Genomic DNA, 19,237 nt, shown 5'->3' on the forward strand with positions numbered 1-19,237 from the left:
AATAGACAGAGTGAACTTTCAAGGTGATAATGATTATCAGTATTATCCAAGGTGAATTCAGGTTGTATACGATAGGGAGTTGTGGGCTACATGCGTAAAGTTTTTATGGCAAGTTGGATCGCGTTAATGATGTTCATGGCTATCCCATTTACAGCGAACGCGGCTGCAGAGAATGATTTGGCCAAAGCAGATGAAGGCATCGTCAGTGCCATACAAGCAGCTGAAAGCGGCAAATTAGAGGAGGCCTCCAAATTGTTTGACACGTTTCAAATGAATTGGTTGACCTACGAAGAGGGAATCAAAGAACGTTCGTTGGCTGCTTATCAGAAAATCGAACAAGCGATGGGCGAAGTTTCTTTCCAAACCCTGAAACAGCCTGTTGATGCGGTTAAGTTGGTTGCCGGACTGAAAGATTTGCATAATCTGAATCAAAATTTTATTGATGGAAAGCTGGATACTTTCGGTAAAGTGGCTAAAAGTGATGGCAATGTTACGGTAGCCAGCTTGCTTACTTTGCTCGAGAGCGCGTCAGATCAGATCAAACAGAACGATATTGCCGGTGCTTCGGCAAGCATTCAGACTCTTCGCAATTCTTGGCTGCAAATCGAAGGTATAGTTCTTACACAATCTTCGGCTGTATACACATCAATGGAACGGGACATGGTTACGGCTTATGCCCAATTGTCAGCTGAACCTGCACAAGCAAGCGAAGCGGCCACGACGATTGCCCGGATGCATGCCGATCTGGGGCCATTAGCTGCGAAAACCAGCTATTCAATGCTGGATGCTACAACGATTCTGCTTCGAGAAGGCTTAGAAGCACTGCTAGTCGTTATCGCGCTGCTTGGATTCCTAACGAAATCCGGTCATGCGGATAAGAAGAAGTGGATTTGGTTTGGTGTCATTGGAGGCTTGGTGGTCAGTATTGCTTTGGGGATCGTTGTTCAACAGCTCTTCTCGGCAACGGCCTTTGGCAATAACAACTTCTTGATCGCGGGCTGTACAGGTATTTTTGCCGCTGTGATGCTGCTTTATATGAGCTATTGGCTGCATAGCAAATCCAACATTTCCAATTGGCAGCAGTATATCCGGGATCAAAGCGTCAAAGCTCTGGCTACGGGAAGTTTGGCTTCACTGAGTGTGCTTGCCTTTCTAGCTGTTTTTCGTGAAGGGACAGAAACCGTTCTATTCATGATCGGGATGGCATCCTCGATTAGTTTGAAATCTTTAGTTGGAGGTATCGCGATTGGCGTTGCTGTTCTGTTGATCGTTTCTATCTTGATTTTGAAAATTGGGTTAAAAATACCGATGCGCCCCTTTTTCCTTGTATCCAGCTTTTTTGTTTTCTATCTCTGCTTCAAATTTGCCGGGATGGGTGTGCACGGACTGCAACTGGCAGGTTATTTGCCGGCAACGACAGCTTCTTGGCTTCCTAGCTGGGATTTCGTTGCCTTGTATCCCACGTTGGAAAGCGCGATTCCGCAGCTAATTCTCTTATTGGCAGCCGTCTTCGCAGTCCTTAGGGATCGTTATAAAACTATTCAAGTTAGAAATACAGCTCTAAACAAATAAATCCTATAAATAGAAACTCGGAGGGGACTTTTCCATGAACAAACGTCAACAACTTATTATTCTTACAGCAGCTACAGCATTGGTACTCGCAGGCTGCGGCAAATCAGAAACAACAGAGGTAACTAAGGTTCCTTTCAAAGATGGTTCGGCGGCATTAACGACAAGTCTTGACCAATTAAAAACACAATTGGATGCAAGCAAAGTAAAAGATCCTAAAAAGCTATCCTCCCAACTGGAAGATCAATGGGCTAGTTTTGAAGATGAAGTGAAACCAAAATTCCCAGAGCTTTATTTTAAAGTGGAAAAATTTCTAACCCCGCTGGAAGCTGGTTTGAAGCAAGACAAGCTGGACTATCCAACCTTGACGGCGCTTAATAACAATTTGAAAACAGCCGTTACGGAACTGACAGCTTCCTTCGCTGATAACAAAGGAGCCGTCAATAAAGACGTGATTTCAGCTTCCAAAGAGCTTCAAGAGGCGGCAAAAGAATACAACAAGTACGTACAAGACCAAGGGAAACAACTGGTTACTCTTCTGGAACAACTTGATGCGGCTGTGAAGAGCGGTGATTTGAAAAAGGCACAAGAAGCCTATGGACAATCCCGGATGCCCTATGAGAGAATTGAGCCTATCATTGAAACTTTCAGCGAGCTGGACGGAGTCATGGACGCGCGTGTGGATGATTTCAAGAACGAAAAAGATCCTGCATTTACAGGCTATCACCGCATAGAGTATTTGCTGTTCGTGAAGAAAAATGTGAAAGATGCAGAAACCTATTCTGCTCGGTTACTGGAAGACGGCAAGAAAATGCAGCAGGCTATTGCTTCAACAACCATTGAACCAGCAGATTTCATCGCCGGCGTGGGTGAGCTGATGGAAGAAGCGCAGTCCAGCAAAATCACAGGTGAAGAAGAGCGTTGGAGCGGTGCGACAGTTCCTGTTATTCGGGCAAATGTTGAAGGTGCCAAAGCCATTTATGATCTGGTTAAAGGTGAATTGAAGAAGAAAGACGCGGCACTCGATGAGAAGATCAGCAAAAGCTTGAATACGGTTATCGAGACGATGAACACACTTTCTCCTGTAGGTACAACTTGGAATGATTTCAGTAAAATTGAACAATCCAAACAAGTGGATTTGAAAAATAAATTAGAAGCTCTGGCAGAACCGCTTGTCAAAATGCCAGGCACTTTAAGTAAATAAATAAAGATTGTGAAGGGGTGTCACGGGTATGGGGGATAAAATGAATCGCCGTGCTTTTTTGGGGATGACGGCAGCGGGTGCTGCCGGTGTAGTATTAGGAGATTTGCTAGGGAAAACCAAACAAATTCTGCCTGGCGGTTCTCATGTGGCATCAGCGGATGTTGCGAATGAAACCATCTCATTCTATGGTGCCCATCAAACCGGAGTTGTAACTCCTGCCCAGAACTTCGCTAATATTGCTGCTTTCGATGTTACAACATCGGACGTGAAAGAACTGCAAGAGCTTATGAAACATTGGACGGAAATGGCGGCAACGTTAATGGCTGGCAAGCCATTGGCGGCAGAACCGCAAGATGCCAAGTTTCCTCCTACAGATACTGGGGAACAAATCGGCCTAGATACGGGGAAGTTGACCATTACCTTCGCCGTGGGTGCAACGCTGTTTGACAAAGAGGGCGTAGACCGATTCGGTCTGCGTGCGAAGAAGCCTGCTGGCCTTACTGAAATGCCTATTTTTCACAAAGATACGTTACAAGAGCAATTAACGCACGGGGATATCGTGATTCAGGCTTGTTCGGATGATCCGATGATTTGCTTCCATGCGATTCGCAACTTAGCCAAAGCGGCACGCGGTGTTGCTCATCTGCGTTGGCAGCAAACCGGACAGCTCGGCGTGAAATCGCAAGGCACCAAGAGGAATCTGTTTGGTTTCAAAGACGGTACGAATAATCCTGCACTTAATGATGAGAATTTCATGAAAAATAATGTATGGCTGGAATCAGGTGATGGCGCTGCCTGGTTAGCCGGCGGCACGTACATGGTCGTTCGACGTATTCATATGCGGATTGAGACGTGGGATCAGCAGACCTACTCCGCTCAAGAGACGATTATAGGCCGTCAGAAGGTATCTGGGGCTCCGCTGGACGGTCATGCGGAAATGGATCAACCGAAATTCAGTGAAGATGATCAAGGGAAGGTGACAGCCTTGGATTCACACATCAGGCTTTCGAATCCACGAGCTGGTGAAAGTTCAGAGCGTGAACGGATTCTGCGCCGCGGCTACAATTTTATGGAGAATCTAGACGATGTGGGCCGCATTAATGCAGGACTGTTGTTCGTCTGCTTCAATCGGAATATTCAAACGCAGTTTGAATCCATCCAGAAGCGCTTGACTAACCCTAAGCTCCCTGATCAAATGTTAGCCTATACCGATACAACGGGCGGAGGTTATTTCGCTGTTCTGCCTGGCGTAACGGCCAAAGGCTCCTATCTGGGTCAAGGTTTGTTTGCCTAACTCGCTTAATTATGAATGGAATGCTGAGGCTGCCATCAGGGTAACTACCTTGAGGGAGCCTCTTTTTAACATTTATATAATCTAAATGTTTTGGAGTGATCGAGGAATTACCCGAGCTACCTCGCGCGGAGGGAACTACAGTACGCTATTCCAGCCAAAAGTGTCCTTATCGCGTGCTTAAGGGAACTGCAGTACGCTATTCCAGCCAAAAGTGTCCTTATCGCGTGCTTAAGGGAACTACGGGGCGCTATTTTGCTGTTTGGCATGAAATTTAGCACTTTTCGTAGAAATAAGACCCTGTAGTTCCGCTACTGCGCTGACATCCCTGCTTTCTGCCTAAATAGCGGCCTAGAGTTCCCTCCATCTATGATTTGTCGCCTTTAAGAGGAGCATCTCTCAGGCTGGCAAAGCCGTTTTTCCTATGTCAGGCGGCCACACTGTTATAATCAAATATTCCGGCTCCTTAAATTGACTTTCCCAAGCATTTCCTACACAATGATGAAGGAATACGCTGATTCTTAGCCTATTTCTAACGTCGGATTGAGATCCAAAGGAGACCTTTATGAAAACAACTTCACATATGGTAGAGAAAGAAATCGATGACAGAGCTGTGCTCGTCAGTCTAGTTACGCAGAAGCAGAAGAAAAATGAACTGCTTGCCGAGTATTCCCTGCAGGAATTGGTCAAGTTAGCTGAAACCGCAGGCGTTCTGGTGCTTGAAACGATGACGCAGAACAAGGAAACGAAGGATGCCAAATGGTTTATCGGCAAAGGGAAAGTAGAAGAGCTAAAGCTTCGTCTTGAGGAGCTTGGCGGCAATACGGCTATCTTCGATCAGGAATTGTCGGGAGCGCAAGTGCGGAATTTGGAAGCTGCGCTGGATGTCAAAATTATTGACCGGACGCAATTAATTCTGGATATTTTCGCACAGCGCGCGAAAACAAGAGAAGGGATCATCCAGGTTGAACTAGCCCAACTGAGTTACTTGCTTCCTCGATTGTCTGGGCAAGGGAAGAATCTCTCCCGACTAGGAGGAGGTATCGGGACCAGAGGTCCTGGTGAATCCAAACTGGAGACGGATCGCAGACACATCCGTGGGCGTATTGACGAATTGAAAGCGCAGCTGGAAGAAGTGGTTCGCCACCGCACATTGCATCGGGAACGCCGCAAGAAGACCGGTGTGTTTCAGGTCGCCTTGGTTGGTTATACGAACGCAGGGAAATCAACTTTATTGAAACAATTGACACAAGCGGACGTCTATATTGAGAATCAATTGTTTGCCACGCTGGACCCGACTTCCCGGACGATGGAACTGCCAAGCGGCAAAGAAATTGTTTTGACCGATACCGTAGGCTTTATTCAGAATTTGCCGCATGATCTGGTTGCTTCATTCCGCGCTACATTGGAAGAAGCGAATGAGGCTGACTTGATTCTGCACGTAGTGGACAGCTCAACAGATATGCGCGGCGAGCAAATGCGAGTTGTTGCCGAGGTCCTGGAAGAACTTGGCGCGCATCAGAAAGAACAATTGACGATTTTCAATAAAATAGATATGTGTTCGCAAGATGATGTGGAGATGCTCTCAACGGAAGGCGAATTTCTGAAAATCAGTGCGTATAACGCGGCAGATTTGGAACGCTTGCGCAATGTCATTCAAGAAAAGCTTATGGGCGAAAGCAGAGAGTTTCGCATTCCGGCGGATAAAGGGGATATCATTTCCTTGATGTATCGGATTGGAGATGTGCTCGAAACGGATGTCGATGGGGAAGACATGGTGTTCAAAGTTCGCTTAAATACAGATGATTATGTCAAAGTAGCCCATCAATTAGTGGCCTTCGACTTGCAAGCGCAGCAAGAGTTACAAGATCATGAGGGAGAGAGTTACTAATCATGCAATTCGGGGATAAAGTCATGGGTTTAATGGAAAGCGCCGAGTGCACCGTGGAAGGTGCTTTCCGTCAGATTGAGAAGACCATTGATTTGAATCAGTGGAAAGTGATTCGCGCTTTTCAGGAGCATAAAGTAAGTGATTATCATTTTGCTTCATCGACTGGTTATGGGTATAATGATCGCGGTCGTGAAGTATTGGATCTCGTGTATGCGGATGCGATGGGAGCAGAAGCAGCGCTAGTTCGTCCTCATTTTGTATCAGGCACGCATACAATTGGCACTGCGTTGTTTGGCGTTCTGCGACCAAGCGAACATCTACTTTACATCACAGGGAAGCCCTATGACACATTGCACAAAGTCATCGGAAAACCTGGTGATGGGACAGGTTCATTGCAGGACTTCGGCATCGGATACAGCGAAGTCGCTTTAACGGAAGATGGCGCTCCCGATTGGAGCGCCATCACCGCGGCTATTCAGCCGAACACCAAGGTGATCGGTATCCAGCGCTCGCGCGGCTATTCGTGGCGCCCGTCGTTCACGATCGAACAGATTGGCGAAATGGTTCGCTTCGTCAAAGAAATCAACCCAGCCCTTATCGTGTTCGTCGATAATTGCTATGGGGAATTCACCGAGCTGCAGGAGCCGACGCAAGTTGGCGTCGACCTCATGGCGGGCTCGCTCATCAAGAACCCCGGCGGCGGCATCGCCCCTTCCGGCGGTTATATTGCCGGGCGGCGCGACCTTGTCGAGCTTGCCGCCTACCGCTTGACCGCCCCCGGAATCGGGGGCGAGGTCGGTGCCATGCTCGGCGCCACGCGCGCGATGTTTCAAGGGCTCTTCCTGGCCCCTCACTTGGTGGGGCAAGCTGTCAAGGGCTCTGTCTTCGCCGCTGCGGTGTTCGAAGAGCTGGGCTTCGAGAGCCATCCGCGTTGGCAGACGCCGCGCACGGACCTGATTCAAGCGATCCGCTTCACGTCCGCGGATCACTTGATCACGTTCGTGCAGGGCATCCAGAAGGCGGCTGCGGTGGATTCGCACGTGGTTCCTGAACCATGGGATATGCCTGGCTATGAGCATCCTGTTATTATGGCGGCAGGAACGTTCATCCAAGGGGGCAGCTTGGAATTGTCCGCAGATGCGCCGATTCGTGAGCCGTATATCGCGTATATGCAGGGTGGGCTCACCTATTCCCACTGCAAATTAGGAGTAATGACGGCCATCCAGCATATGGAAGACAAGGGATTGTTGTGAAAATTCAGACTGTGAACAAACCTGACACTCCTTGACACGTTTTTGTTAGAAAGGTACAATAAGGTTGAGGTACTTTATTTATCAGGAGTGATTAGCATGAGTGATGACATACGTAGAAATATGGCGTTATTCCCCATCGGAATCGTCATGAAGCTGACTGATTTAACCGCGAGACAAATTCGCTATTATGAGCAACACGAACTTATTATTCCGGCCCGAACAGCTGGTAATCAACGCCTCTATTCCTTTAATGATGTTGAACGACTTCTTGAAATTAAGGACTTGATTGAAAAAGGTGTAAATATCGCCGGTATCAAGCAGGTACTCATCCCGGTGGATAAAGATTCCGAAGACGCAACCATTTTGAACGAGCACACAGAAGTTAAGCGTAAAGAATTAACTGACTCCCAACTGCACAAAATGTTGAAGCAGCAGTTGATTGGCGGGGGTAAGCGCCCTGATCAGGTTTCTCTGATCCAAGGTCAACTTTCCCGGTTTTATAAATAACTTTTCGTAAGCGCTTGTAAAATTGAGAGGAGACTGAACCGTGACTTACAACAACAACTACTCAAGAGAAGATATTCTACGTATTGCCAAGGAAGAGAATGTTCGTTTCATTCGCCTTCAATTCACCGATTTGATGGGCAGCATCAAGAACGTTGAAATCCCTTTCAGCCAACTTGAGAAAGCACTCGATAATAAAATGATGTTTGATGGTTCATCCATCGAAGGTTATGTTCGTATTGAAGAATCGGATATGTACTTATACCCGGATCTGGATACATGGGTTATTTTCCCATGGGTAACGGAGAGCAAAGTAGCTCGTTTGATCTGCGATATTTATATGCCGGATGGCAACCCATTCGCTGGAGATCCGCGGGCTATTCTCAAAAATGCGCTGAAACAAGCCGAAGAAATGGGCTATACAGCGATGAACGTTGGGCCAGAACCGGAATTTTTCCTGTTCAAAACCGATGACAAAGGGAATCCGACAACAGAACTGAATGACCAAGGTGGGTACTTCGACTTGGCTCCGATGGATCTCGGCGAAAACTGTCGCCGTGATATCGTTTTGACGTTGGAAGAAATGGGCTTTGAAATTGAAGCTTCTCACCATGAAGTTGCGCCTGGTCAACACGAAATCGATTTCAAATATGCCGATGCCATCAAAGCGGCTGACCAAATTCAAACATTCAAATTAGTTGTAAAAACCGTTGCAAGACAGCATGGTCTTCATGCGACATTCATGCCAAAACCATTATTCGGCATGAACGGTTCAGGCATGCACTGTCACCAATCGCTGTTCAAAGGCGATGTGAACGTATTTTACGAAGAAAGCGACAAGTTAGGTTTGAGCACCGTCGCAAGACAGTATATGGCAGGCGTACTTCGTCATGCACGCTCTTTTGCTGCGATTACGAATCCGACTGTTAACTCCTATAAACGTCTAGTTCCAGGTTATGAAGCGCCTTGCTATGTGGCATGGTCTGCAAGCAACCGCAGCCCGATGATTCGTATTCCAGCTTCCCGTGGATTAAGCACGCGCGTTGAAGTGCGCAACCCGGATCCTGCTGCGAATCCTTACTTAGCGCTCGCTGTTATGCTGGCTGCTGGTTTGGACGGCATTAAGAACAAAATGCAGCTGCCTCCTCCAACTGACCGCAATATCTACGTGATGTCGGAAGAAGAGAGAGAAAGCCAAGGCATCCCTAGCTTGCCGCTCAACCTGAAACAAGCGTTGGACGAGCTGCTTCGTGATGATGTGATTTGTGACACACTTGGCGAGCATGCTTTGGCTCACTTCTATGAGCTCAAAGAAATCGAGTGGGATATGTATAGAACGCAAGTTCACCAATGGGAAAGAGATCAGTATCTTTCCCTTTACTAGAATTGAAACCCTTGACGCCGTTGGCGTTGAGGGTTTTTTTGTTAACGTTCACCGGAAACTTCTTTGCTATGCGATTTTCGGTTTGGGTCTCAAAGGGAATCTAATGAACTGCATGAAGCTTATCGACGAGAAATTGGCTACTTTTGCGATTTAATGAACTGAATTGGTGTTATCGAGCAGATTTTAGGCGGAAAGGTGATCGTTTGCTTGGAATAGCGCGTCTGGAATTCATTAGATTTTCAGAATGACCAATTTTAATCGAATAAAAGGCATTGAGTTCGTAAGGAGGCTGATAGGAAAGCCCTCAAGAAAGAATGAGGGCTGTAAATAGGTTGGATAGGTGGACTCAAAGTAGAAATGTAAGTCAGGTCCTGCTGAAGAATACGTTGATCGGTAATCAGGTTTCCGAATGCATCAATGCCGAATATAGACATAACTGTACTCGTTGAGTTTAAAACATTAATTTGAACTTCATAGGCAACGTTGCCAGCAATAACAAACTCACGAACATCAAAAGAATTAGCGAGCACGATATAAGAGGATACATAGTCCGTATGAAATACCGTTGAATCCACAGAAGCAAAGATTTGTACCGTTATTATCGCGGTGTTATGGGTATCGATATTTCTTGTGTTTACTACAATGTTAGCGGCTCCTGTATTCGTATTCGTAATTACACCAGTTGTAAAAGGCATGTCCAACTTACCTCCCTTCCTTAGTTTCTATTAACATATTCTTCTGAAAAATAAGTGTGAGGGTATTGGTTTAGTAGATATATATTATTGGATAGGATGATGAGAGCACTATTTTATTTTCGGAACGAAATGATGTACGATAGGAGAATCCCGTCAGAATTAGGAGTTTCCTAATTGGATGGGCTTTTTCACACGAAGGAGAGAAATATAGGAATGGACGATTTCACGAGAAATTTGGAAAAATATGCGGAGCTTGTCGTTAAGATTGGTGTGAACTTGAATAAAGGGCAGGATTTGTTAGTCGAATCTCCGCTGGAATCTTTAGAATTAACAAGACTTATTGTGAAAAAAGCCTATGAAGCTGGAGCAAATTACGTGCACGTTCATTGGCAGGATGATGTGATTACACGCAGTAAATTTGAACATGCGCATGATGAGGCATTGGATTATTATCCAACTTGGTACACGGAAATGCTGGAGCGATTTGTCGAAAATGGCGGGGCCTTGCTGAATATTAAGGTGCCAGATCCAGATCTGTACGCAGGTATTGAGGCTAGTCTAATCTCCAGGGCTTCCAAAGCTGCGGCTACCGCTCGTACGAAGTATCAACAATATGTCCGAACGAGTACGTTTAGTTGGTGCCTTATTAAAGCGCCGACAGTTGCCTGGGCATCCAAGGTGTACGCGGATCTGCCAGAAGATCAGCGGGTAGAGGCGATGTGGGATGCTATTTTTCAAATGAACCGGGTGTATGAAGAGGATCCCGTAGCTGCTTGGCGCGTTCACATTGAACAGTTGAAACGTGTTCGGAAACTGCTGAATGAGAAACAATACAAAACCCTGCGTTATCGCGCGGCGGGCACCGATTTGGAGGTGGATTTGCCTGCGCATCATATTTGGTTAGGCGGCGATAAAGCGAACGCTAGTGGCATCCGTTTTGTGGCTAATATGCCAACGGAAGAAGTCTTTACGATGCCGGATAGAACGGGTGTTCGCGGTACCGTATCAAGTACAAAACCCTTGAATGTCAATGGGGCTTTGGTGGATCGCTTTTCGTTCCGCTTTGAAGAGGGGAAGGTCGTTGATTATCAAGCGGAAGTAGGTTATGAACATTTGGCCCGGTTGCTCGAAATGGACGAAGGCGCCCGCTATTTGGGTGAAGTTGCCCTTGTGCCTTACGGTTCACCAATTTCTAACATGAATCGAATTTTTTATAATACAGGTATTGATGAGAATGCTTCCTGTCATCTTGCTCTGGGGAGTTGTTACCCAATTAATATCCAAGGTGGCGCTTCTTTGTCGACAGATGAATTAAAAGCACGAGGCGGCAATACGAGCTTGATTCATGTTGATTTCATGATTGGGACATCGGATCTGGAGATTGATGGTTATTTGGAAGATGGCACGGTTGAGGCTATTTTTCGTGGCGGGAACTGGGCACTTGTATTTTAGTTGGTTGAATAGGCTGTGAAACGAAGAAACCGAGGGAGACAATCTCCGCTCGGTTTCTTTGTTATTCTAAGATGGTTGACTACATATCCCGGAACAAGCCGATGACACGTCCTAAAATCGTCACATGCTTGAGGAGAATCGGCTGTAAGGCGGAATTCTCAGGTTGTAGGCGAATATGATCGCGCTCTTTGTAGAAACGCTTCACTGTGGCTTCATCGTCTTCTGTCATGGCAACTACGATGTCCCCGTTGTTCGCCGTTTGTTGCTGTTTCACAATGACATAATCGCCATTATGAATGCCAGCTTCAATCATACTGTCTCCCATTACGCTAAGCATAAATACGTTATTATCTTTGACCATGCTCACGGGAAGCGGGAAGTAGTCTTCGATATTCTCGGTTGCTGTAATAGGAACACCGGCGGTTACTTTACCAACTAAGGGAACACGCGCGACTGAAATGGCAAAGTGAGTTTCTGCGCCATCGAGGCCCAGAATTTCGATAGCACGAGGTTTGGTAGGATCTCGACGAATTAAACCTTTCTTCTCAAGACGCTCCAAATGGCCATGTACGGTAGAACTGGATGCTAGTCCAACAGCTTCGCCGATTTCTCTGACGGAAGGTGGATACCCCTTATCTTTCACTTCGTTCTTAATGAAATCCAATATAGCTTGTTGACGCTGCGAAATCTTGCTCAATAGTTATCACTCCAATACTGGGAATCATTACCCAAAGTATAACATAGAACCCGAGTTCGTACAAACATAAGTTCGAGAAAATGGGTTGACTCAAACATTTGTTCGTGTTATTCTAATACAAGAACAAATGTTTGGGAGATGATTACTCATGTATATGGCTTATACCAACACAACCAACTCACGTACACTTCATAGATCCGCTAACACATCCAAAGGGATGACTTTCACTTCTGGCTATACTAAAGCTATTGTTCGCTTTGTTCTGTTAGCAATTATTCTTGGAACCGTGTTCTCATTTGGTGCAATTGTGCAGGCCTATGCGGGGGATCCGGCAGCAACGACAACGAGTACATCACTAGCCAAGCAAGCTGTCATCAGAGAAGTCTCCTCAATAGTAGTACCAGAGAAAATAGTTATTCAACGTGGAGACACGATTTGGCAGATTGCTTCCTTACATAAAAAGAATAGGGAGAACATTCGTTCTTATATCGATAAAATCAAAGCAATCAATCATTTGACCACCAGTTCATTGCAAGAAGGGCAGGTACTGATCCTGCCTGGTTCTTAAAGCGATTGATTTCATACTCACTAATTAGCTGAGACGAGGACATGTTCCTACGTCTCTTTTCGTTGTTTCCTTGACATTACTGAATTGGGATGGCAAAGTAATATTCATATTGAATTTTTGCTAGGGAGGATCTTTATGAGCGACGAAATGGATAAAAACATCGAACGTATCAACGAGCTTGCACGCAAAGCCAAAACAGTGGGCTTAACAGATGCAGAAATCGATGAGCGAAATGAATTAAGAAGGAAGTACATTGAGGCTTTTCGAGGCAATCTTAAAGTTCAACTTGATTCGATCAAGTTTACGGACGAAGAGTAATTGCTTGTTCATATAGAAACAACATTCAAAAGGGGATATGAATGATGGCGTTGAAAGCTGTACTTTTTGATTTGGATGACACTTTGTTATGGGATGATCGCAGTGTGCAAGAAGCTTTTGATGCGACTTGTGCGGAAGCTGCCAAACATGTGGCTGTGAATCCCGTAGAATTAGAAGCTTCTGTTCGTAAAGAAGCACGCGCTTTATATGAAACATTTGATACGTTTCCATTCACCAAGATGATTGGTATTAATCCTTTTGAGGGGTTATGGGCTAATTTTACGCAAGGTGAGAATGAGAACTTTCGTAAATTGGAGGAACTGGCGCCTGGATACCGGACGGAATCTTGGACAAGGGGTCTTCGTGCACTTGGAATCGAAGATCGTGAGCTGGGTTATAAATTGGGGGAATTGTTTCCTGCGGAACGACGCAGCCGCCCTTTGGTCTATGAAGAGACATTTCAAGTTCTAGATGCATTGAAAGGGAATTATCAATTGCTGCTTTTAACAAACGGCTCTCCGGACTTGCAAAAGGAGAAATTAGCTGGCGTGCCGACTATTGCCGCTTACTTCGATCACATTGTGATATCAGGCGAGTTTGGCGAAGGCAAACCTGCGAAGTCCATTTTTAATCATGCCTTGGGATTGCTCGGCATTCAGGCAGAAGAAGGAATTATGATCGGGGACAAGCTGACTACGGATATTCTAGGCTCAGGCAGCGTTGGAATGCGTAACATTTGGATTAACCATCATGGCCTTCAAAGCGGTGACGAGATAGTTCCGGTACATGAAGTTACACGACTTCAAGATATTTTACCGATTATTGCCAACGCTTGAGAGATAAACAAACATAAGCCCAACGGTTCATTGGACGCTAGGTCCTTTGCCGTTGGGCTTTGTTCATTAATATGAATTACGCTTTGATAAATTCAGGGTCATCGATGTTGTAAGCAACCCAGCCATCTTTCTCGATGAAGAGGCGCACCGCTACGATTTCGCGGTTGTCCATTAAGGTAAAGAAGTGGTTCGTATTCTCAGGAACGGAAATGACGTCACCTGGCTCAAGTTCAACGTCGAAATAACCAACTTCGCTTTCGGATTTAATAATGAAAATGCCTTTGCCGGACACGATGCCCCGAATTTCATCTTCGGTATGTGTATGGACTTGTTCGAATTTCTTCAGGAGCTCCTCGATGTTTGGGGTTGCATCGGATAGTGCGATAACATCCCAAATTTCGTAGCCGCGTCTAGCGGCCAGGTCGCGAATTTCTTCTTCATACGTGCTGATAATCTGATCTTTCTCTTCATCATTCAGGATGAATTTCTCGCGAAGCGCTTCAGGAAGCTTGTTTGGATCCCAGTGTTCGTAGACAACTTGTTGACTATCCAAGAAGGCTTTAACTTCTGCTTCGCCTTCAATTCGTTCATTGGTATTGCGAATTCTTATTTGTGCCATGCTGCATCCCTCTTTCTAAGTAAATATACTATGTATTATAGTGGAAATGAGGAAGGCTGTCGATGGATGAAGAAAAATTTTTCCGATAAATCCTATAGGAAATAAAGATAATTCATAATCTTTTCATAGAAGCCGTATTCTGTTACACTAAATCTTAACATAAATTGTCGTTTTTATTTCGTATACGCTTTAGGATAAGTTGAAAGGGAGTCATGTAATGTCGAAACCGCCGATTCAAGAGCAGCTAAAGAAAAAGATTATGATCCTCGATGGTGCCATGGGTACGATGATTCAGCAAGAGAACTTAACAGCTGAGGATTTCGGAAGCGATGATCTAGATGGATGTAATGAAATTCTTTGTGTTACACGTCCAGATGTTATCCGCAAAATTCATGAAGCTTACTTCGCCGCTGGCGCTGATATGATAGAAACGAACACGTTCGGAACCACAAGTGTCGTACTTGCCGAGTATGATTTGCAGGACCGTCACCGTGAATTAAATCTTGCTGCAGCCAAACTGGCGATTGAAGCAGCTAATAAATACTCAACACCGGAGTGGCCGCGTTATGTTGTTGGCGCTATGGGGCCAACCACCAAAACCTTATCGGTTACTGGCGGTGTAACTTTCGAAGAACTCGAAGACAGCTATTATGAGCAAGCATTAGCACTGGTTGAGGCTGGTGTGGATGCTATTCTATTGGAAACTTCGCAAGATACGCTGAACGTGAAAGCAGGAAGTATTGGCATTCGCAGAGCCTATGAGAAAACAGGTATTGAGCTGCCGATTATGATATCAGGTACGATTGAACCGATGGGAACTACGTTGGCAGGGCAAAATATCGAATCTTTCTATATTTCGCTCGAGCATTTAAAACCGATTTCCATGGGACTTAACTGTGCAACAGGTCCTGAGTTCATGAGGGATCATATTCGTACGTTGTCGGATATAGCGGATACGGCTATCAGTTGTTACCCGAACGCAGGCTTGCCCGATGAGAATGGTCACTATCATGAGTCACCTGAGTCTCTAGCCAAGAAAATGGCTGGCTTTGCCGAACAAGGCTGGTTGAACATCGCAGGTGGTTGTTGCGGTACTACGCCAGATCATATTCGAGCTTTGGCAGAAACGCTTGGTCAATACAAGCCAAGATTGCAGAACGGGACGCATTTACCAGCTGTGTCGGGTATTGAAACTTTATTCATTGAGCCTGAGAACCGGCCAATCATGGTTGGCGAACGGACGAATATTTCGGGCTCGCGGAAATTCAAACGCTTGATTAAAGAAGGCAAGTTCGAAGAAGGTTCGGAGATCGCGCGGAATCAAGTGAAGAACGGCGCTCATGTTATCGATATTAACTTGCAGGATACAGATATCGACGAAGCTTATGCGGTTGAAGAATTTATGCAGCAAGTTGTGAAAAAAGTGAAAGTTCCATTGATGATTGACTCGACGTATGACCATATTATTGAACTTGGCCTCAAATATTCACAGGGGAAAGCGATTATTAACTCGATTAACCTGGAGGACGGGGAAACGAAGTTTGAAGGGATTTTACCGCTGATTAAACGGTACGGTGCCGCGGTTGTCTGTATCCTGATTGACGAGCGAGGGCAGGCTGTTTCGCGTGAAGCGAAGATTGAAGTTGCCACGCGTTCCTATGAGCTTTTGACTGAGAAATATGGCATGAATCCGGAAGATATTATCTTCGATCCTAATATGTTCCCTGTCGGCTCGGGAGATCCGCAATATATTGGCTCTGCGGTGGAAACGATCGAAGGGATCAAGATGATTAAAGAGAAATATCCAAAGGCCAAAACGATTCTTGGCTTAAGCAACATTTCCTTTGGATTGCCGGATGCGGGCCGTGAAGTATTGAACTCGGTTTATTTGTACCATTGTACGAAGGCCGGTCTTGATTATGCGATCGTGAATACGGAGAAACTCGAGCGTTATGCCTCGATTCCCGATACTGAACGCCACTTGGCTGAAGAACTCATTTATAATACAACAGATGAAACTCTCGCCCAGTTTGTTGCGCATTTCCGTGAGAAAAAAGTGGAAAAGAAAGAGAAGATTTCGAATCTGTCTCTCGAAGACAGACTTGGTTCTTATGTCGTAGAAGGAACGAAAGAAGGACTGATTACGGATTTAGAAATAGCGCTGCAAACTTACTCGCCGCTTGAGGTCATTAATGGACCTCTCATGAAGGGGATGGAGCAAGTTGGACGCCTTTTCAATAATAATGAGTTGATCGTAGCTGAGGTTCTGCAAAGTGCCGAAGTTATGAAGGCATCTGTAACCTATCTGGAACCATTTATGGAGAAATCGGAGACAGCGGTCAAAGGGAAAATCATACTGGCTACGGTGAAAGGCGATGTGCATGATATTGGGAAAAATCTCGTGGAGATTATTCTCTCAAACAATGGCTATAAAATAATAAACCTCGGTATCAAAGTACCGCCGGATCAAATTATCGAAGCTTACCGCAGAGAACTGCCGGATGCAATTGGCTTATCAGGACTATTGGTCAAATCCGCTCAGCAAATGGTCATTACCGCTCAGGATCTGCGCACCGCTGGTGTTGATGTGCCTATTCTGGTTGGTGGTGCCGCGCTTACGCGCAAGTTCACGAAAACACGCATCCAACCGGAGTATGAAGGTGTCGTACTCTATGCAAAAGATGCGATGGATGGTCTCGACATTGCTAACCGTCTCAGCGATCCTGAACAACGCAAACGACTTATTCAGGAACTCAGGGAGAGTCTGGAATCCGATGTGATGGACGCCGGGAAGAAAGAAGAAGCTTTGCCACAGCTAACTCGTGTGAGTTCGTCGGCTGTTTCCAAGGATTTGCCCGTGAATGTGCCACAGGATACTGAGCGCCACATTTTAAGAGATTACCCCATCAGTCATCTGATGCCATATGTGAATATGCAGATGCTTCTAGGACATCACCTAGGTCTGAAAGGCAAGGTTGAACAGCTATTAGGCGAAAAGAATGCGAAGGCTATGCAGTTGAAAGATACGGTGGATTCCATTTTGTACGCAGCTCAGAAAGATGGGATTATCAAAGCTCATGGCATGTACCGTTTCTTCCCTGCACAGTCGAGTGGAAATGACGTCATTATCTATGACCCGCAGGATCACAGCAAGGTGCTAGAAACGTTTACGTTCCCGCGTCAGGATAAAGAGCCGTACCTGTGCTTGTCTGATTATTTGAAGTCGGTAGAGAGTGGTCAAATGGATTACGTTGGCTTCTTGTTAGTCACAGCAGGGCATGATATTAATGAATTAGCCAAAGAATGGCGCGATAACGGAGACTACTTGAAATCCCATGCCCTCCAAGCGACTGCTTTGGAAGTGGCGGAAGGTTTCGCGGAGCGAATTCATCATATTATGCGGGATGTACTTGGGATTGCAGATCGCGCAGATATGACGATGCAGGAACGATTCGGCGCTAAATATATCGGTCAACGCTTCTCCTTTGGATACCCGGCATGTCCGAATCTGGAAGATCAAGCGAAGCTGTTCAATCTTCTGAAGCCAGAAGATATTGGCGTTGAGCTGACAGAGTCGTTCATGATGGAGCCGGAAGCATCCGTTTCAGCGATTGTATTCGGTCATAAAGAAGCACGTTACTTTAACGTAGGTTAAGGAGTTTAGATTGTGGAATTGTATTTTCTAGGGACTGGGGCGGGTATGCCCTCCAAGCAGCGGAATGTTACTTCCATTGCGCTCAATTTGCTGGAAGAACGCGGCACTTATTGGCTTTTTGATTGTGGTGAAGGGACGCAGCAGCAAATTTTGAATTCACCGGTGAAATTGGGACGTACAGAGATGCTTTTCATTTCTCACTTGCATGGCGATCATCTCTATGGTTTGCCCGGATTGTTGTCGAGCCGTTCCTATTTGGGCGGGGATACACCACTTACCCTTTATGGGCCACCAGGACTGAAACGTTTTGTGGAGACGGCCCTTGAAGTGAGCGGTGCACATTTGACTTATTCGCTGAACATTGTTGAGATCGACCAAGAAGGCGTCATTTTCGAAGATCAAAGCTTCACCGTTGAAACAGCGCGGTTGGAACACCGCATTGAATGTTTTGGATTTCGGATTATTGAGAAAGATCAGCCAGGCAAGCTGATGCACGATAAGCTTGCGGCACTGGGTATTCCAGCGGGCCCTGTGTATGGACAATTGAAACAAGGCTTGACTGTTCAGTTGGAAGACGGCCGAACACTGCATGGAGCTGATTATTTAGGAGCTCCTATACCTGGGCGAATCGTTGTCATCCTTGGTGACACGCGTTATTGCCAAGGGGCTGAGTACTTAGCCCGCGGCGCGGATGTGTTGGTGCATGAGGCGACTTTCGCTATGGATAAGCAGGAACTCGCGTACTCTTTCGATCATGCGACATCGCATGATGCAGCCAAGATTGCCCGCGACGCGGGAGCGGGCGCGTTGATCCTTACGCATATCAGCTCACGCTATCAAGGAGATGCTGTGAATGAGCTGTTGCAAGAAGCACAGCAGTTTCATGCGAATAGCTATGTAGCCAAAGATTTCTGGAACTTTGAAATACCGCGTAAAGCGTAAAAAAAAAGAAGCCTTCTCCACTCGTGGAGAAGGCTTCTTGCTTTTTAATAAAGTAAGCGGCATTTTGAATGAAAAGTAGTTATTTAATCCTGGAATCCTCATACACTAACCATAGCCCGTAAAACCGAGGTGAAGGTATGGGGATCACATGGGCAGAAGTGCTGCTATCCATCTTTATGTCCTCGATTTTTTACATTATGATCAGAGAAATCAGCCACGCTTACAGAGATTCTGAGTGAAAAGATGGGATGAATCATCCGCCTGCCCCTTGATAGGAAGGGGTGGGCTAGTTCTATTTGCTAGACGACTATTCGACTATATACGGATTAGTCCTTCATCTGATAAAATTAATGTAACCG

Annotated in this window: 16 protein-coding genes; 13 read left to right on the top strand and 3 right to left on the bottom strand. The window is 45.8% G+C overall.

What is annotated here, in order from left to right; translation table 11 throughout:
* The first annotated feature begins 90 nt into the window (after positions 1 to 90).
* The 7 genes from LOZ80_RS08680 (at position 91) to glnA (ending at position 9,096) form a co-directional block, all read left to right on the top strand.
* Positions 91 to 1,572, top strand: a complete 1,482-nt coding sequence (locus LOZ80_RS08680) for an FTR1 family iron permease (protein WP_238171052.1) — start codon at positions 91 to 93, stop codon at positions 1,570 to 1,572.
* 34 nt (positions 1,573 to 1,606) lie between these two features.
* Entirely contained in the window at positions 1,607 to 2,773 is a 1,167-nt protein-coding gene (locus LOZ80_RS08685; RefSeq protein WP_238171053.1) for an EfeM/EfeO family lipoprotein, read from the top strand.
* Between the two features lie 28 nt (positions 2,774 to 2,801).
* A complete protein-coding gene (gene efeB, locus LOZ80_RS08690) occupies positions 2,802 to 4,067 on the top strand; it encodes an iron uptake transporter deferrochelatase/peroxidase subunit (protein WP_238171054.1) in 1,266 nt (421 codons plus the stop codon).
* A gap of 562 nt (positions 4,068 to 4,629) precedes the next feature.
* Positions 4,630 to 5,955, top strand: a complete 1,326-nt coding sequence (gene hflX / locus LOZ80_RS08695) for a GTPase HflX (RefSeq protein WP_238171055.1) — start codon at positions 4,630 to 4,632, stop codon at positions 5,953 to 5,955.
* A gap of 2 nt (positions 5,956 to 5,957) precedes the next feature.
* Entirely contained in the window at positions 5,958 to 7,208 is a 1,251-nt protein-coding gene (locus LOZ80_RS08700) for a methionine gamma-lyase family protein (RefSeq protein WP_238171056.1), read from the top strand.
* A gap of 96 nt (positions 7,209 to 7,304) precedes the next feature.
* Positions 7,305 to 7,715, top strand: coding sequence for a MerR family transcriptional regulator (locus tag LOZ80_RS08705; RefSeq protein ID WP_189013973.1), 411 nt, complete (start codon positions 7,305 to 7,307; stop codon positions 7,713 to 7,715).
* A gap of 40 nt (positions 7,716 to 7,755) precedes the next feature.
* A complete protein-coding gene (gene glnA / locus LOZ80_RS08710; RefSeq protein ID WP_189013971.1) occupies positions 7,756 to 9,096 on the top strand; it encodes a type I glutamate--ammonia ligase in 1,341 nt (446 codons plus the stop codon).
* Positions 9,097 to 9,350: 254 nt separating this feature from the next.
* Here the strand turns inward: glnA and LOZ80_RS08715 are convergent, their stop codons facing one another.
* Positions 9,351 to 9,791 carry a hypothetical protein gene (locus LOZ80_RS08715; protein ID WP_238171057.1) on the bottom strand — a complete coding sequence of 147 codons (441 nt, stop codon included), beginning with the start codon at positions 9,789 to 9,791 and terminating at the stop codon, positions 9,351 to 9,353.
* 213 nt (positions 9,792 to 10,004) lie between these two features.
* On the opposite strand from LOZ80_RS08715, the gene LOZ80_RS08720 reads away from it, so the two are divergent.
* The gene (locus tag LOZ80_RS08720; RefSeq protein ID WP_238171058.1) at positions 10,005 to 11,243 is read left to right on the top strand and encodes an aminopeptidase; all 1,239 of its coding nucleotides are present in this window, start codon (positions 10,005 to 10,007) and stop codon (positions 11,241 to 11,243) included.
* Between the two features lie 79 nt (positions 11,244 to 11,322).
* On the opposite strand, the gene lexA is transcribed toward LOZ80_RS08720, so the two are convergent.
* A complete protein-coding gene (lexA, locus tag LOZ80_RS08725) occupies positions 11,323 to 11,940 on the bottom strand; it encodes a transcriptional repressor LexA (RefSeq protein WP_173215639.1) in 618 nt (205 codons plus the stop codon).
* A gap of 148 nt (positions 11,941 to 12,088) precedes the next feature.
* On the opposite strand from lexA, the gene LOZ80_RS08730 reads away from it, so the two are divergent.
* The 3 genes from LOZ80_RS08730 to LOZ80_RS08740 all read left to right on the top strand — a co-directional run bounded on the left by LOZ80_RS08730 (position 12,089) and on the right by LOZ80_RS08740 (position 13,662).
* Positions 12,089 to 12,508: a LysM peptidoglycan-binding domain-containing protein gene (locus LOZ80_RS08730; RefSeq protein ID WP_238171059.1), complete on the top strand. Its 420-nt coding sequence runs from the start codon at positions 12,089 to 12,091 to the stop codon at positions 12,506 to 12,508.
* Between the two features lie 135 nt (positions 12,509 to 12,643).
* Entirely contained in the window at positions 12,644 to 12,826 is a 183-nt protein-coding gene (locus tag LOZ80_RS08735; RefSeq protein ID WP_238171060.1) for a DUF896 domain-containing protein, read from the top strand.
* Between the two features lie 44 nt (positions 12,827 to 12,870).
* On the top strand, positions 12,871 to 13,662 hold the full coding sequence (locus tag LOZ80_RS08740; RefSeq protein ID WP_238172934.1) for an HAD family hydrolase: 792 nt from the start codon (positions 12,871 to 12,873) through the stop codon (positions 13,660 to 13,662).
* Between the two features lie 76 nt (positions 13,663 to 13,738).
* Here the strand turns inward: LOZ80_RS08740 and LOZ80_RS08745 are convergent, their stop codons facing one another.
* Positions 13,739 to 14,281: a 1,2-dihydroxy-3-keto-5-methylthiopentene dioxygenase gene (locus LOZ80_RS08745; protein ID WP_238171061.1), complete on the bottom strand. Its 543-nt coding sequence runs from the start codon at positions 14,279 to 14,281 to the stop codon at positions 13,739 to 13,741.
* Between the two features lie 217 nt (positions 14,282 to 14,498).
* Here LOZ80_RS08745 and metH point away from each other — a divergent pair, with 217 nt between their 5' ends.
* Complete coding sequence (metH, locus tag LOZ80_RS08750) at positions 14,499 to 17,936, top strand: methionine synthase (RefSeq protein WP_238171062.1); 3,438 nt, start codon at positions 14,499 to 14,501, stop codon at positions 17,934 to 17,936.
* Between the two features lie 12 nt (positions 17,937 to 17,948).
* On the top strand, positions 17,949 to 18,878 hold the full coding sequence (gene rnz / locus LOZ80_RS08755) for a ribonuclease Z (protein ID WP_238171063.1): 930 nt from the start codon (positions 17,949 to 17,951) through the stop codon (positions 18,876 to 18,878).
* Positions 18,879 to 19,237 lie beyond the last annotated feature (359 nt).

Origin of the sequence: Paenibacillus sp. HWE-109, assembly GCF_022163125.1 — a bacterium.
Taxonomy (GTDB): domain Bacteria; phylum Bacillota; class Bacilli; order Paenibacillales; family NBRC-103111; genus Paenibacillus_E.